Annotated in this window: 13 protein-coding genes; 4 read left to right on the forward strand and 9 right to left on the reverse strand. The window is 64.1% G+C overall.

The features are described from left to right. The 8 genes from JWN03_RS39355 to JWN03_RS39390 form a co-directional block, all read right to left on the reverse strand. On the reverse strand, positions 1–812 hold an 812-nt coding region (locus JWN03_RS39355; protein WP_297626559.1), incomplete at its 3' end, for an AMP-binding protein. A gap of 11 nt (positions 813–823) precedes the next feature. Then, positions 824–1,975, reverse strand: a complete 1,152-nt coding sequence (locus JWN03_RS39360) for an acyl-CoA dehydrogenase family protein (protein ID WP_297626562.1) — start codon at positions 1,973–1,975, stop codon at positions 824–826. Continuing rightward, a complete protein-coding gene (locus JWN03_RS39365; protein ID WP_297626564.1) occupies positions 1,975–3,765 on the reverse strand; it encodes an acyclic terpene utilization AtuA family protein in 1,791 nt (596 codons plus the stop codon). Before JWN03_RS39365 ends, JWN03_RS39360 begins: the two co-directional genes overlap by 1 nt. Before the next feature lie 13 nt (positions 3,766–3,778). Beyond that, positions 3,779–4,579 carry a TIGR03084 family metal-binding protein gene (locus JWN03_RS39370; protein WP_297626567.1) on the reverse strand — a complete coding sequence of 267 codons (801 nt, stop codon included), beginning with the start codon at positions 4,577–4,579 and terminating at the stop codon, positions 3,779–3,781. After that, positions 4,579–5,343 carry an enoyl-CoA hydratase-related protein gene (locus JWN03_RS39375; protein ID WP_297626571.1) on the reverse strand — a complete coding sequence of 255 codons (765 nt, stop codon included), beginning with the start codon at positions 5,341–5,343 and terminating at the stop codon, positions 4,579–4,581. The genes JWN03_RS39370 and JWN03_RS39375 overlap by 1 nt, the downstream gene beginning before the upstream one ends. Beyond that, positions 5,340–7,334, reverse strand: a complete 1,995-nt coding sequence (locus tag JWN03_RS39380; RefSeq protein WP_297626574.1) for an acetyl/propionyl/methylcrotonyl-CoA carboxylase subunit alpha — start codon at positions 7,332–7,334, stop codon at positions 5,340–5,342. The genes JWN03_RS39375 and JWN03_RS39380 overlap by 4 nt, the downstream gene beginning before the upstream one ends. 8 nt (positions 7,335–7,342) lie before the next feature. Further along, entirely contained in the window at positions 7,343–8,941 is a 1,599-nt protein-coding gene (locus JWN03_RS39385) for an acyl-CoA carboxylase subunit beta (protein WP_297626577.1), read from the reverse strand. Between the two features lie 173 nt (positions 8,942–9,114). Continuing rightward, on the reverse strand, positions 9,115–10,116 hold the full coding sequence (locus tag JWN03_RS39390; protein ID WP_297626579.1) for an NAD(P)H-dependent flavin oxidoreductase: 1,002 nt from the start codon (positions 10,114–10,116) through the stop codon (positions 9,115–9,117). 273 nt (positions 10,117–10,389) lie between these two features. On the opposite strand from JWN03_RS39390, the gene JWN03_RS39395 reads away from it, so the two are divergent. Together JWN03_RS39395 and JWN03_RS39400 are read left to right on the forward strand one after the other, a co-directional pair. Next, the gene (locus JWN03_RS39395) at positions 10,390–11,499 is read left to right on the forward strand and encodes a LuxR C-terminal-related transcriptional regulator (protein ID WP_297626581.1); all 1,110 of its coding nucleotides are present in this window, start codon (positions 10,390–10,392) and stop codon (positions 11,497–11,499) included. Positions 11,500–11,501: 2 nt separating this feature from the next. After that, positions 11,502–12,689: a helix-turn-helix transcriptional regulator gene (locus JWN03_RS39400; protein WP_297626582.1), complete on the forward strand. Its 1,188-nt coding sequence runs from the start codon at positions 11,502–11,504 to the stop codon at positions 12,687–12,689. A gap of 132 nt (positions 12,690–12,821) precedes the next feature. Here JWN03_RS39400 and JWN03_RS39405 read toward each other — a convergent pair whose 3' ends face one another. Next, positions 12,822–14,084: a C40 family peptidase gene (locus JWN03_RS39405; RefSeq protein WP_297626585.1), complete on the reverse strand. Its 1,263-nt coding sequence runs from the start codon at positions 14,082–14,084 to the stop codon at positions 12,822–12,824. 411 nt (positions 14,085–14,495) lie between these two features. On the opposite strand from JWN03_RS39405, the gene JWN03_RS39410 reads away from it, so the two are divergent. Both JWN03_RS39410 and JWN03_RS39415 read left to right on the forward strand, forming a co-directional pair. After that, positions 14,496–15,290, forward strand: a complete 795-nt coding sequence (locus tag JWN03_RS39410) for an MlaE family ABC transporter permease (RefSeq protein WP_441343145.1) — start codon at positions 14,496–14,498, stop codon at positions 15,288–15,290. 2 nt (positions 15,291–15,292) lie between these two features. After that, positions 15,293–16,120, forward strand: a complete 828-nt coding sequence (locus JWN03_RS39415) for an MlaE family ABC transporter permease (RefSeq protein WP_297626587.1) — start codon at positions 15,293–15,295, stop codon at positions 16,118–16,120. The last annotated feature ends 6 nt before the right edge of the window (positions 16,121–16,126 follow it).

Consider the following 16,126-nt stretch of genomic DNA (forward strand, 5'->3'; position numbering starts at 1 on the left):
ATGCCCTTGGGTTTGCCGGTGGTGCCGGAGGTGTAGAGGATGAACAGCGGGTGCTCGGCATCGAAGGCCTGGGCCTCGTGCTCGGGTGAGGCGTGCGCGACGGTCTCGTGCCACCACAGATCCCGGCATGCGGTCCACGACACATTCAGCCCGGTGCGGTTGACCACTAGAACATGCTCGACGCTCGAATCGCCGTCTGCGAGGGCGGCATCCACCGCGTCCTTGAGTGGTGCAGGTTTCCCGCGCCGCCACTGCCCGTCGGTGGTGATGACCAGGCGTGCCGACGCGTCATCCACCCTCTGCCGCAAGGCACCCGGCGAGAAGCCCGCGAACACCACCGAATGCGTCAGCCCCAAACGTGCGCAGGCCAGCATGGATACGATGGCCTCGGGCACCATGGGCAGGTAGATGGCCACCCGATCGCCCGCCCGAAGGCCCAGAGCGGTGAAATAGTTTGCGGCACGGCTTGTTTCGGAAAGCAGCTCCCGATACGTGATATTGCGGGAATCGCCGGGTTCGCCCTCCCAGTGGATGGCGACCTGGTCGCCGTATCCGTCGAGCACGTGCCGGTCGACGCAGTTGTAGGCGACGTTCAGCTTGCCGCCTGTGAACCAGCGGGCGAAGGGCGCGTTGTCCCAGTCCAGGACGCGGGTCCACGGCTGTTCCCAGTGCAGCCTTTGCGCCTGCTCGGCCCAGAATCCCTCGCGATCCGCGGCGGCTCGTTCGTAGAGAGAGGCGTCGGCGTTGGCGGAGGCGGCGAAGTCAGCGCTCGGTGGATACGCATCCGGATGGTCGGCGGCGGTTTCGGTCATCTTCGCCTCCATCAGTAGGACTTCGGAAGCCGAAGGCTGTGCTGCGCGACGTAATTGAGGATCATCTCGCGGCTCACCGGGGCAATCCGGAGAAGTCGCGCCAGTCCCCATTGCGGGAGAAGCCCGTATTCGGCGCTGAGCCCGTTGCCACCGTGGATCTGAATGGTCTGATCAGCGGCGGCCACGGCCGCTTCCGCCGCCGCATACTTCGCCATATTGGCCGCTTCACCGGCCGGCATTCCGTTCTCGTACAACCATGCGGCCTTTGCCGTCATCATCGCTGCGAGCTCGACTTCGATTTTGGCCTTGGCCAGCGGATGCGAGATCCCTTGGTACCCGCCGATTGCCGATCCCCACACCGATCGGGTTCGTGCGTAGGCAGCGCCGCGATCGATGGCGAAGCGACCGATGCCGACGCATACCGCCGCACCGGTGATCCGTTCGGGATTGAGGCCGTCGAATACCTGCCGGAAGCCCTCGCCCTCGACGCCGAGGAGGCTGTCGGCCGGCAGTCGCACATTGTCGAAGTGGAGAGTGAACTGTTTCTCGGGGAGGCTGATACCCACGGGCAGTGGATGTTTGATGAGACCGGGTGCATCGGCCGGTACCACGAACAGCGACATCTGTGCCGCCCCAGTGGATTCATCACGTCCGGTCCGAGCCACTACGATCAAAGCGGCGGCTTCGTCGACGCCGGAGATGTAGTACTTGGTCCCATTCAGTACGTAGTCGCTGCCCGTGCGGGCCGCGGTGGTTGATATCCGGTGACTGTTGGATCCGGCATCCGGTTCGGTGATGGCGAAGACCACCTTGGTGCCGGTTGCCATGCGCGGCAACCATTCCTGGCGTTGCTGCTCGGTGCCGTACTTTGTCAGCAGTTCACCCGAGATCGCGCTGGAGACCAGAAGCAGCAATTGCGGGCATCCGTGCGCAGCGGATTCCTCGCAGACGATCGCCAGTTCGCTCATGCCGGCGCCCCCACCACCGTACTGCTCGGGCAGGTTGATCCCGATGAAGCCGTGATCGGCCAGGTCTTGCCAGAGTTCGCTGGTCGGCTCGTGCGCAACTGCACGCTCGGCGTAATAGGCCGGTCCGTACTTGTCGGAGATCGCGCCGACCGCTCTCCGGAGTTCTTGCTGTTCGGCCGATTCGGTGAAGTCCATCAGAACGCCCCTGTGAGCTTGTCTGGTATGTCGGTGTAAGTGGCGCGCAGGAACTCGCCGAGTCCTTTTGCCTGCGGATCGGTCCGAGTGCACGACGCCACACCCTCGCCCAAGAACCCGACGACGACGAAATTCAACGCGCGCAGGTTCGGGAACTCGTATCGGCGAACTTCGAGTCCTGCTGCGTCGGAGACCAATTCGGTGAACTTCTCACTCGTCAGGTGCTTCCGCAGCCAATCCCAGCGTTCCTCGGTATCGGTCCAGACACCGACGTTCGCTTTGCCGCCCTTGTCGCCCGACCGCGCTGCCACCACCGCTCCCAGAGGCCGCCGCGTAGTCGGACCGAAATCATCGTTGGAAGAGGTTGGTTCCACGCTCGGAATCACGCCGAAGTAACGGTCGTCGGTCCACGGACAGTCCGCGATCGTTTCGCGGGAGCCATCCTCGTACACGACCACCTGTTCGATGACCGTGGCTGGAATGACGGTCGGCCAGTACACGCCGAACTCGGATGCGGACGACGGCGGGGTCGTCGTGTGAAAGCCCGCGTAACCTGCGACCGCCAGCTCCTGTACCGCGTTCGAGAAGGCTCGGTCTACCTTCTTTCTGTCGCGGTCCTTGACGGTGATCCGCAGGTGGGCGCTCGCCTCGCTCAAACGGGCCGGCGCGGTCCGGTCGTAGCGCAGCAATTGCACGTCCACATCATCGAAAGACGCACGCCCGCCGAGTATTTCGAACAGCTGATCGGTTGCCCACCGTGCCTTCTCCTCGATATCGAGTCCGGTCAGCACGAGCGTCATGGTGTTCCGATAGCCGCCGATGTAGTTCATCGCCACTTTGAGGTTCGGGGGTGGGGGAGACCCCGTGGCGCCGGTCACGCGGACCCGGTCGACGCCCTCCTGAGTCAGCTGCAGCGTGTCGAAATGGGCGACGACATCGGGATTCAGATACACCGGAGAGTCGACCTCATAGAGCAGCTGTGCGGTGACCGTTCCGGGAGACACCAGTCCGCCGGTGCCGTCATGCTTGGTAATGACGAAGCTGCCGTCATGGGCGAGTTCGGCAATCGGTGAACCGGGGTACCGGCGGTCGGTGACCTCGTGGATCTGGGAGTAGTTTCCGCCGGTTGCCTGAGGCCCGCATTCGATGATGTGGCCCACGGCCACCGCCCCGGCGAGGGCATCGAAGTCGGTGCGCTCCCAGCCGTGCCACCAGGCGCCGACGCCCAGTACGAGGGCCGCGTCGGTCACGCGGGGTGTGATCACCACATCGGCACCACGGGTCAGTGCGGCGGCGATGCCCCAGCCGCCCATGTACGCATTTGCCGAAATCGGCTGGGCGCCGGAGTCTTTGAGAGTCACACCCGTGTCGAGGTGACGGAACCAGTTGCCTGCGGCTTGCAATTGCGGTAGCCGTTGCACGAGGTCGTCGCCCTCGATGTGCGCGACCGACAGCTCCACCTCGGCCGCGTGGGCGATGGCGCGGACCTGATCGGCAAGACCGGCGGGCTCGAGTCCGCCGGCATTGACGACGATCTTGATACCGCGCTCGGCGCAGGTCCGGGCGACCTGTGCGAACTGCGTGAGAAATGTTCGCGCATAACCGGTTTCAGGATCCTTCTGCTTGGCCTTCCAGAGGATCAGCATGGTCAACTCGGCGAGGTAGTCGCCGGTCACCACGTCCACCGGTCCACCCTCCACCATTGCCTTCAAGGACCCGAGCCGGTCGCCGTAGAAGGCCGAGGCATTGCCGATACGCACCGGCCGACGCGGAGTCGTTGTGTCTGTCATCGGTCGATCCCCTTCAACGAGAGACGGTTCGGCTGTTTCGCCCACGGCCGGGCGCACCGGCGAAGGCCTGCGCGATGGCCATCCACGAGGAGGCGACGTCGCCCGTGACGGCCAACTCGGTGTCGGCCACATTGCGGCGCTGGGTGACCACCAGCACGAAATCCTCCGCAGGCCCGGCTACCCGGTGGGCCGCGTCCTCGGGCCCCCAGGTCCACTGTTCGTCGGCATCCGGCGCATCCAGCTCGACGCGCACGGGCTCGGTGGGGACCACCAGATCGTTGAGCCGATAGGCGAATGCGAAGGTGCTCACTCCGAGGTGGGCGATGCTGCGCAATGCCGGGGTCAGTGGATGACCGAGGCCCAGGGCGTCGTAGACGTCTTGGCCGTGGGCCCAGGTCTCCATCAGTCGTGCGGTGACCGACGAGGCCACGCTCATATCCGGGCCGAACCAGGGCAGCCGTCGGCGCGGATCGTCGGCAGTGAAGGCAGCCAGCAGCTTTGTGCGGGATTCGGAGAACCAGTTCATCAACTCGACCGGAGCGAGGTGCCGATGAGCCGCGGCCACATGGTCGGGGAAATTCGGACCACGTGCCGTCAGTCGATCAGCATCGATTCGGAACTGCTCGGTATCGGTCAGTGCCAGATGGGCGAAATCATCGAAATAGGCCAGATGCGACACCTGGTCCCGGATCGACCATCCGGCAGCGGGTGTCGGTGTCTCCCACACCTCTTCGGACGAAGAGAACAGCAGGTCGATCAGCAAGTCGGTCTCAACCTCGAGATCGTGCAGCAGCGCGGGGTAGTCGAGTGCCATTACTTTCCCTGCCATTTCGGTGCGCGCCGCTCGGCGAAGGACAGCATGCCCTCCTGCGCGTCTTCGCTCGAATACACTGGCGCCCAGATCTTCTCGGCGTGTTCGTAGGCCTCGCCCAGCGGAAGTTCCGCGGTGAGTGCCATGGTCCGCTTGCCCGCCAGTACCGACAGCGGCGCGTTCGCCGCGACCTGCTGGGCCAGCGCCTGTGCACGCGCGTGCAACTCGGTGGGTTCGGCCAACTGGTTGACGAACCCGATCTCGTGGGCGCGCGCGGCGGTCATCGGAGCGCCGGTGAGTACGATCTCCATCGCCACTCGGCGGGGAATCATCAGCGGAAGTGGTGCGGCCCAGGGTGATCCACGCCCTACCTTCACCTCCGAAATGGCGAAGGTCGCGGTCGTCGAGGCGATGCAGAGGTCGCAGGTCTGGGCGAGCAGGAAGCCACCGGCCATGGCTGCGCCATTGACCGCCGCGATCGTAGGTTTCGACACCTCGATATTGCGTCCGAACTGCGGCACGAAATCGATCGGCGGAATCGCCAGCTGCTCGGCAGCCATCTCCTTGAGATCGCCGCCGGCGCAGAACGCCTTGTTGCCTGCACCGGTCAGCACGAGCACCGCCGCTCGGTCGTCCTCGTTGAACCTCCGCACTCCTGCGAAGAGACCTTCGCGGACCGCCTTGTTGAGGCTGTTGCGCGCGGTGGGACGGTTGATGGTCAGCCAGGCGATATTGTCGCGAACCTCGTACAGCACTGCGTCATTCACGAGGCGTCCCCGTCCTGAACGATCGCCAGCACCTGGCCGGAGTCGACCTGTGTCGCCACCGAGACGGGGATCTTGATGACCACGCCCGCGGCGGGGGTGCGGATTGTGTGCTCCATCTTCATGGCCTCCAGGACGACTACCGCCGCACCGGCCGAAACGGATTGGCCCTCGGAGACTTCGATGCGCACCACGGTTCCTGGCATGGGCGCCAGCAGTGACCCAGCCTCCTGCAGATCGGTGGGGTCCGAGAAGCGCTCGGTTTCGCGCAGTTCGGTCGAGCCGAGGGCGCTGTCGACGAAGTACAGCGCCCCAGCGCGGGTGATCCGATACCGCCGCCGGACACCGTCGATGACGGCATCGACAAGTTCGCCGGTCGCCTCGTTCAGCTCGACGGAGTGAGGCTGCCACGTACCGGCCCGGGCGGTGAGGACGGCCCGATCGAAGCGATATTCGACATCGATCTGCTCGTCGCCATGCAGGAACGACACTGTTTGGGGGGCACTGTGCAGTGTTCGGAAGCCGGACGGCAGACCCGGCAGGATCGTAGAACGACCGCGCCGATCGGCTTGGGCGGCCAGCGCGGCGGCGAGCGCGTGTGTCGGCACCGTCGCTGCGGTGTCCCCGCGGCGCACCATGAGTGCTGCCGGATCGTGGCGCTCGAGGTAGCCGGTATCGATTGCGCCGGAGCGAAACTCAGGCTCCCGCAGGATGCCGATGAGCAGGTCGCGGTTCGTGGTTACACCGTGTATGCGGGTCTCCTGCAACGCTCGGGACACCAGGTCGCAGGCAGCATCGCGGTCGGCGCCGAAGCCGATCACCTTGGCAAGCATCGGATCGTAGTAGGTGCTCACCAGTGAGCCGGATCCGAATCCGGCATCGACACGGACGCCTTCCAGCTCAGGGAACTCCAGGGTCGTCAGCGTGCCCGAGACCGGAATGAAGCCTGCCGCAACGTCTTCAGCGTAGAGGCGCACCTCTACCGCATGGCCTCGCGGCGACACATCCAGCATTTCCTCCGGGAGCGGGGCGCCCGAGGCGACAAGTAGCTGGCCGCGTACCAGATCGATTCCGGTGACGAGCTCGGTGACCGGATGTTCCACCTGCAGCCGCGTGTTGACCTCTAGGAAGTAGAACGAACCATCCTGCGCCATAACGAATTCCACCGTACCGGCGCCCTCGTAGGACAGCGCTTTTCCGGCCGCGACCGCAGCGCGACCGAGTTCGTCGCGCAGTGCGTCATCGACGGCAGTCGACGGCGACTCCTCGATGATCTTCTGATACCGCCGCTGAATGGAGCATTCGCGCTCACCGAGGTGAACGACTGTCCCGTAGCGGTCACCGAAGATTTGGACCTCGATGTGCCGCGGCGATTGCACGAACTTCTCCAGGAACACAGTGCCGTCACCGAACGCGGAGGCTGCCTCCCGCTGCGCGCTGCGCACCGCTTCGATCAGTTCGACCTGCTCGGACACGATGCGCATGCCGCGCCCGCCCCCGCCGAATGCCGCCTTCACGAGAATCGGAAATCCGATTTTCTCCGCTGCCTTACCCAGGCGATCGGCGTCGATGTCCGACTCGTTCGCCACCGTCACGCCCGGCAACACCGGTACTCCGGCGGCGGCCATCATCCGTTTCGCTTCGATCTTCGAGCCCATCGCGGCAATCGCCTCCGGGCTCGGGCCGACGAAGACTATCCCCGCCCGGGCGCACTCCCGTGCGAATTGTTCGTTCTCCGAGAGGAATCCGTATCCGGGATGGACCGCGTCCGCGCTGGTGCGCAGGGCCGCGCCGAGGACGAGATCAGCCCGCAGGTAGGTGTCGGCGGGCGCGGTGCCGGGCAGATGGACGGACTCGTCCGCCTGTAGGACGTACGGTGCGTTGCGATCGGCGTCCGAGTACAGCGCCACCGTGGCGATGTCCATCTGCCGCGCGGTGCGGATGATCCGCGACGCGATCTCGCCGCGGTTGGCGATGAGGAGTTTGGTGATCATCGAGGGACTCACATCCTGAAGACGCCGAAGCCGCGACGGCCGGCGACCTTGGCGGAATGGGCAGCGGACAGCGACATGCCGAGTACCGAACGGGTGTCGCGCGGATCGATCACACCGTCGTCGTAGAGGCGCGCCGAAATGAAGAATGGATGCGACTCGGCCTCGATCTGCCGTTCGATGGAGGCGGTGCGCTGCACATCGGCTTCGGTATCGAACTCGCGTCCCGAGGCGGCTGCGGCTGCCTTGCCGACAATAGACATCACGCCGGCCAACTGCTGCGCGCCCATCACGGCCAACTTGGCATTGGCCCAGGTGAACATGAAGCGGGGATCGTATGCGCGGCCGGACATTCCGTAGTTTCCCGCGCCGAACGAACCGCCCATATTGATGCTGATGTGCGGGACGTCGCTATTGGTGACGGCATTGATCATCTTCGCCCCGTCCTTGATGATCCCGCCCTGCTCGTATTCGGTGCCGACCATGAATCCGGTGACGTTGTGCAGGAAGATCAACGGAGTGTCCGACTGATTCGCCAGCAGGATGAATTCCGTTGCCTTCTTGGCCTCGTCGCTGAACAGCACGCCGCGAGTATTGGCGAGGATTCCGACCGGGAAGCCGTGGATCGAGGCCCAGCCGGTCGTTATGCTGGTGCCCCACCGCGGCTTGTACTCGGAGAAGCGCGAACCGTCCGCGATGCGGGCAATGACCTCACGCGGGTCGAACGGAATGCGCGAATCGCCGGAAGCGATGCCGAGCAATTCGTCGGTATCGAACAGTGGTTCGTCAGCCGGGACGGTGGGCCCCGGGCCGAGCTTGCGCCAGTTGAGGTGAGCGACGATATCCCGGCCGATGCGGATCGCATCGGTCTCGTCGACCGCGAAGTAGTCGGCCAGACCCGATACCCGCGAATGCATGTCCGCACCGCCGAGCGCCTCGTCGTCGGCGTCCTCGCCGGTGGCCATCTTCACCAGCGGCGGGCCACCGAGGAAGACCTTCGCCGCATTGTCGACCAGCACCGCGTAGTCGCACATACCCGGCACATAGGCCCCGCCGGCGGTCGAGTTGCCGAATACCAGCGCGATGGTGGGTATGCCCATCGATGACATCTCGGTCAGCTCGTGGAAGATCCGGCCCGCAGGCACGAACAGTTCGGCCTGGGTCGGCAGGTCGGCGCCGCCGGATTCGACGAGATAGACCACCGGCAGCCGATTGATGCGGGCAATCTCCAACGCGCGCAAGTTCTTTCGCAGCGTATACGGGTTCATCGTGCCGCCGCGCACGGTGGGATCGTGCGCGATGATCATGCACTCGATACCCGAAACCACACCGACGCCGGTGACGATAGCGGCCCCGACATTGAACTCGGTGCCCCAGGCGGCCAGCGCCGACAGCTCCAGGAGTGGGGCGTCACGATCGATGAGTAGCTCGATTCGCTCCCGGGCCAGCTTCTTGCCGCGATCGTGGTGGCGCTGGGCGTACCGCTCCCCACCGCCCGCCGCGGCTTGCGTCAACTGCCTGTCCAGGGCGGCCACAGCAGCCGACTGCACGCGTTGATTCTCCAGATATGTCGACGATGCGGTGTCGACCTCGGACTTGAGTACGGGCATCCGTACGCCTTTCGATTCGAATGTCGCGATCACTCCCCGCGGGTTCAGTCCACCGGCCGAGTTAGTGAATGGCCATACACTAACTCACGCAAACCGCCGATGGAAGACCTGAGAAGTTGCAATAGAACATGCTTCCTCGCCGGTGGGCTCTCATGTCCGCTCAGATCAAGTGATCAACGAGTAACTATCTGCGGATTTGGTTCGGTACCGGCGGCTCGTCGGCGCGAGCGAGAAGTGGCGAGTTGCCCGAACATCTGCTCCTGTGCGCGCTCGTACTGCTGGGCGATCGCATCGATCACTTCGGCGACCGAGGTGATGGCATCGACGCCGGCGACGCTGTGTCCCGCGCTCCAGGCGGTGCGATTGCTCAGCAATCGGTCCTGTCGGAATCCGTCCGAACTCGCCGTGCCGACTGCGGACGCGCCGTCGAGCGCCAGCCAACTGGCGAGCAGGCTGGCCGGAATGCCGCCGACTCTGGTGGACAGTTTCACGTCGTCGATCGTCGATTCGATCAGCGCGGTCTGATAGGCGTCGTCTGCCATGCTCTCGTCGGTCGCGATGAACTTGGTGCCGAGATACACCAGATCGGCCCCGAGAACCTGGGCGGCGAGCATGGAGATGCCGTCACAGATGCCACCTGCCAGCACAATCGGCCCGTCGAAGTGTGGCCGGACCGTCCGTACGAACGCCAGCGGGTTGGCCCACCCGGTCTGTCCGCCGGCGCCTGCGGAGAGCAGCACCAGACCGTCGACGCCGGCGTCGAGTGCGCGCCGCACGTGCGCCATGCTCGATACGTCCGCGAAGACCCGGCAGCCGATGTCATGTAGCGGGGCGATCACTGGTTTCGGCGATCCCACGCTGGTGATCACCAATTCGGCGCCGTGCCGGACGAGGCAGTCGAGATCATCGCGGAGCCGGTCATTCGTCTTGTGGACCACCAGATTCGGGGCTACGGGTGCGAGCGGCCCCGTATGGTCAGCACTCTCGAGGGCTGAGTTGATGTCGCGTAGCCAGGAGTCGAGTTCGCCGGTGGTGGCGGCGTTGTGGGTGGGGAAGGATCCGATCACGCCGTTGCGGCAGGCCGCGATAACCAGCTCGGGCCCGGACACGCCCGTCATGGGCGCGGCGATAGCGGGGATGGTCAGTCGGTTCGCGAGAGTTTCGGGCAATGCCATCACAAAAGTAAATCACGAGTCACATAGGTGCTGACAGTGAGTCGTTTGCCCTAGGTGAACATCCCCCACGGCCTGCAGCTATGAACTGAAAGCTACACAGTTCGCTCATAGCCCCTGCTTGACATGGTGATGTGGATCACCGATCATGTGGTCGTAAGTAAATCTAGAAACACATTGTTTACATCAGCGTGAGGTTCTATGAAGGCATCGACAGCAGCACCAGGGCAAACATTCGCCGAGTCGGTGTCACGGATCTCGGAGCTCAACGCGCGGGTGAGCGAGCTGGCTGCGCACGCCGCGGGCGGTGGCGCGAACCGGCCGTATCTGCAGTTGCTGGACGCGACCCTGGAGCGTATGAACCGCCGGCTGGCCGCCGTGCACGCAGGAACGGCCGATACCGCGGACCTGTGTGAGCTGCTGACCGATGTCAGTGCGGTGCAGTCGACATTGCGCAAGCACTCCCTGACTCAGCCGAGCTACGCGCCCGGGCGAATCTTCGAGGCGCTGGCGCGTCTCCGCAGAAGAACGACTGCTGAGGATGTGCTCGACGTCGCGCCTGCGGAACTATGTACCGCAGGCGGCTTCGATCGCGCCATGATCTCAGGCATACGCGGTTCGGTGTGGGCGCCGCGGCTGTTGTTTCTCTCCGATGGCAACGACAGCGGCTTCAATCGTGAACTGAGCGAATTCATCTCCGAACTGGAGATCCCATTGGCGTCGCCGATGGTGGAAGCGGAAATCGTGCGGCGACGGTTGCCTGCCCTCGTCTCTGATGCACAGCGGGAGCCGCGGACCTTCCGTCCCCTCATGGAGGCCTCGTTCACCAAGGAATACGTCGTTGCGCCGATCATGGCCGGAGGTTCGGTGATCGGCCTGCTGCATGCCGATACCCATCTTTCCCAGCGCCCGCTCGGTGTGGCGGATCGAGACAGCCTGCGCACCTTCGCCGAAGGTGTCGGCTTGATCTACGAACGGGCCGTGCTCGAATCGCGCCTGATTCGCCAGCACGACTGGATGTCCGAGGCGTTCCGGGCGGCCGAGCAGATCCTGGACGTTCCCGCCGATCTGCCAGTTCAGTTGCCCGGTCCGGCGATTCGCACCGCCGTGCTGGTCCGGTCGTGCGAGACCGGAATACTGCCCGGGTCCGAGAGTGCCGCGCGGGACCAGCCCGAAGGCCTGGCCCAGCTGACCGCCCGTGAGCGGGAGGTGCTGGCGCTGCTGGCCAGCGGGGCGACCAATGCGCAAGTGGCAGACCGGCTCACCGTAGCCGAGAGCACTGTGAAATCCCACGTCAAACACATTCTGCACAAGATGGGCGCACCCAACCGGGCCGGTGCCATTACGCGCTACCTGCGAGCCAGGAACAACGAACGGCGGGTTTAACCATGGCGATAGCAATGGCGAGCGATATCACCGCCTGTAGCCCTGCGGGCCGCATTCGTCAGGGGTGGCGGCGACGCGAGGGTGATCTTGTTGTGCGGCTGACGATCCTGCGCGACGCGGTGTTCGACACGGCCGGTGCGGCCACACCGCTGCCTCGCGTGGAGTGGGACGGCCCCTGGCGGTCGGCGGAGGTCGTGGCCACCTTGATCCATTTCTGCATTGCCCGCCTGCAAAACGTCAGGGGGACAGACACCGAGACCGCCGAGCGGCTGTGCGGGTTGATCATGGAGCTTCAGCATCTCGCCATGGATCTCTACCTTCACGACACGGGTCAGCGCAGTCAGCGGCTGGCGGAGTGCGCTGCCGGTCTCAGCCGATTGCGTGCTATTCCGGACACCACCGCGCTGCTGGATGTCGCATGTGAGGAAATTGTTGTGCGGTGTGGTTTTCAGCGCGCTGTTCTGTCGCGGGTGGAAGGACAGTCATGGCGTCCGTGGCTGGCGCACTTCTCGACTGAGCAGGAATCGGAATCGTGGTTCGTCGACTGGATCAACCAGAGCATTCCGCTCGATTCCCGTGCCCCCGAGGCACAGCTGCTGACCAAGCGCCGCCCATCGCTGGTGTACGACACCTCCGACGCGCCGGTGTACCGGCCGATTATCGTCGATGCCGGGCGGTCGAGCTCGTACGTCGTCGCGCCGATCGTGCATGGTGAGGCGGTCGTCGGTTTCGTGCACGCCGATCACTTTCCACTGACCAGGCGCACCGATGAAGGCGACCGGGATGTGCTGTGGGCCTTCACCGATGGTTTCAGCCATATCTACGAGCGCACGGTGCTGCTGGAAAGGTTGAGGCGGCAGCGTGATCAGGTCCGGGATCTCGTCGCGGTCGCAGTCGATCGGATGGACGACCTCTGCGAGTCGGGAATCGAGATGGCCAGGCTGGGGCATGCCGAAAATCGTGAATCCGCACCGATTCTCGTTTCTTCCGCCTATGGGAGCGTGGGCGATCTCACCGAGCGTGAGTCGGATGTCTTTCAACTGATGGTCGCGGGCGCCACCAATCGCGCCATCGCCGAACAGTTGGTCATTACCGAAGGCACCGTGAAATCGCATGTGAAGCATATTTTGCGGAAATTCGGTGCGGCCAACCGAGCTCAGGCCATTGCGTGGTCGTTGCGCGGCGAGTAGTGGCAATTACCTCTTCCGAGCTATCGATATCCCACCGTGGTATGGCGTAAGTACTGTCCGCCAAATGCTTTCATTGATATGTCGCAGCACCCCCGGATGATTCTTCCCGGTGGTGCCGCGACGTCCAAACGTTCAGCTGATGCGCCGGGCGAGCATGCCCGTCATGACGGGGCTGATGCGAACCACGTCACCGGGGGTGGGTGCGTGGATCATCCGCCCGTCGCCGAGATAGATCGCGACATGCCCGGGACCGTCGGGACCCCAGTTACCGAACAGTAGATCGCCCGGTGCCGCGTCCGAGAACGGAATCTCGGTGCCGATCTGCCATTGGCCCTGCGAGGTGCGCGGCAAGGTTACCGCGCCACCCGTCGCCGCGTGTATCGCGAAGGCAGTGAGCCCCGAGCAGTCGAAACCGCCGCCGCTGGGCCCGTCGCTGCCGCCGCCACCCCAAACATAGGGAGTGTCAAGGTATTCGACCGCCCTTGCGACAATGCGAGCGCCGGTGGCCGTCGCGGGTCGAAGCATGTCCGCTGCCGCATCGATCCAGTCGTAGCGTCCTTCGGTAGCGCGGATGCGGGTGACATAGGGTTTGGTCTGGTTCTCGTAATCGGGGCTGCCGGAAGGCATTCCGCCAGAGCGGAGGACGGCTCCCGCACCGGCGTTATACGCGGCGATGGTCAGATCGACAGTATCGCCGGTGACCAGGCCTTGAGCCTTCCACGATTCGATCTGCTGGTAGCTGTCGCACAGCAGATGCCCGGAGGCCATGACCGAATCCCCGATGTCGAACACGTCCGCGACGCCGGTGCCGTGCACATCCTTGCCATAGACCGCCCAGGTGCCCGGCATGAACTGTCCCGGTCCCAGGGCGCCGGCCGGTGATACCGGAGCGTTCGGTCCGTAATGAAATCCGTTCTCGGCGGCATAGAGGGCCGCCAGTGTCGGTGCCTTGATACCGGAGCACAGCGCACCGGCCTTCTGGAACCACGGCACGAACGCTGCGATGTTCCCGCTGTTCACCGCCGGTACCGCGGCCGCCTCGGTCACCGGCAAGGAGTCGAAACGGGTTGGGCTGACCGCGTATTCGTCGCCGTGGGACTTTGGGGCGCGGGTGTCCTGTGCGGGTTGCGGCGATGAGGCATGCTCGTCGTGTTGCGGTGGCGTGCTTGCCGGAGCTTCTGTATCGGGTTGCGTTGCAGGTGCACTCGGCGCTGTCAACGGCGCGAACTGTGCGACGGCATTGTCCAGCTGGACTACCAGTGACTTCGCTGCCTCACCACCGGATTCGACCGCGGCCTGTGCCGACACCTTGGCGTCGTTCGGAAGATCGGAGTTGTCGATCGCGCCCGTCGCGGCCATCACGATGGTGGCGATCACTGAAATCGGATCAGGCATAGTGGCACACCCTTTCTGGATCGGATTCTTCGGGTCGGCGATACGCCGCAGAGATAGCTACCCGTAAACCAATCTTGCTGAGCAGCCGCTTTCACCACATCCTCCGGTGAGAGTCGATATCCCCTCCCTATGGGGGGATGGTGGGAGCCCTCAGAGCGTGGCAGCCGGAGCAGATCGATATCCGGCACGCGAATCCGCGTGGTATTCAACGGAAAATCCGACGTCAGTGCGGTGACCGGAGATTATTTGCGAATCGGAATCTCCCCCGATCGGATGACCCGCTTCCCCCCGGGGTACATCGCGCACCACGTGATTCGCGCCATACGTTGGGTGGGTTCTCTATGGCGTGAGTGTTATCGGGCAGCACAGAGGAGAAGAACTATGACAACTTCCGCGGAATCTCCACCGGCTATACCGAAATCGTCGGGGTCTGCGCGGACGCCGAAGTTGGTCGACAACGGCCTGCGCGCGATCGGAGCCTTTTTCGAGATGTGTGCGGCGACATTCCGGGCGATGGCCAAGCGGCCGTTCCAGTGGCGAGAATTCGTGCTGCAGTCGTGGTTCATCGTGCGGGTGTCGCTGGTTCCGACACTGATGGTCGCGGTGCCGTTCACGGTGCTGGTGGTGTTCACGCTGAATGTGCTGCTGGTGGAATTCGGCGCCGCAGATCTTTCCGGCGCGGGTGCCGCTCTGGGTGCTGTCACTCAAATCGGGCCACTGGTCACCGTTCTCGTGGTGGCTGGCGCCGGCGCGACAGCGATCTGCGCGGATCTCGGAGCTCGCACTATTCGCGAGGAAATCGACGCGATGCGGGTGCTCGGCATCGATCCGATCCATCGGCTGGTGGTGCCGCGGGTGCTGGCCTCGACACTGATCGCGCTGCTGCTGAACGGACTTGTCATCACGATCGGCATCGTCGGGGGTTTCCTGTTCTCGGTGTTCTTCCAGAACGTCACACCTGGCGCCTACGTGTCGTCGCTGACCTTCGTCACCGGCACGCCCGAGGTCGTCATCTCCGAAGCCAAAGGCTGCATCTTCGGACTTATCGCGGGACTTGTTGCCTGTCACCGCGGACTGACGGTGAAGGGCGGCGCGAAAAGCGTCGGCGACGCGGTGAACGAAACGGTCGTCTATGCCTTCATGGCGCTGTTCGCGGTGAATGTCATCGCCACCGCCGTCGGCGTGAAATACGGAACGGGAAAGTAGAAATGACCACGGTATCGACAGTTGCCGCTGCCCCACGCAGAATCCTGGAGTCCCTGGGAGATCAGGCACTCTTCTACTGGAAAGCCGTGCGCTATGCGCCGCATGCGCTGCGCGCCTACAAGCGGGAGACGCTTCGCCTGATTGCCGAAATCGGCATGGGCACAGGCAATCTCGCTGTCATCGGCGGTACCCTCGTGATCGTCGGCTTCATGACCTTCGCCGGCGGCACCCTGGCCGCCATCCAGGGCTTCAATTCGCTCGGCAATATCGGTGTCGACGCGCTGACCGGATTCTTCGCGGCATTCTGCAATGTCCGGATCATGGCGCCCATCACCGCCGGGATCGCATTGTCGGCCACCATCGGTGCGGGCTCGACCGCGCAATTGGGTGCGATGCGCATCAGCGAGGAGATCGACGCGCTGGAAGTCACCGGAATTCGATCGATGTCGTATCTGGTGTCGACGCGGGTGGTGGCGGGCATGGTAGCGATCGTGCCGATCTACTCCGTCGCGGTCATCATGTCTTTCCTTGCGGCGCAAGTGATCACGGTGAACGTGTATGGCCAGTCAGCGGGCGTTTACTTCCACTATTTCTTCACCTTCCTGCGGCCGAGCGATCTTGCCTGGTCCTTCCTGCAGGCGCTGATCATGGCGAGTGTCGTCATGCTGATCCACTGCTATTACGGCTACAACGCGGCGGGTGGCCCGGCCGGAGTGGGGGAGGCGGTCGGCCGCGCGGTACGCACCTCACTGGCCGCAGTGGTGATGGTGGTGCTGTTCGCCTCACTGGCCATCTACGGCATTTCCGGCAACTTCGATCTGGCGGGATAGGCGAGT

This window comes from Nocardia sp. (genome assembly GCF_025465275.1).
GTDB lineage: Bacteria > Actinomycetota > Actinomycetes > Mycobacteriales > Mycobacteriaceae > Nocardia.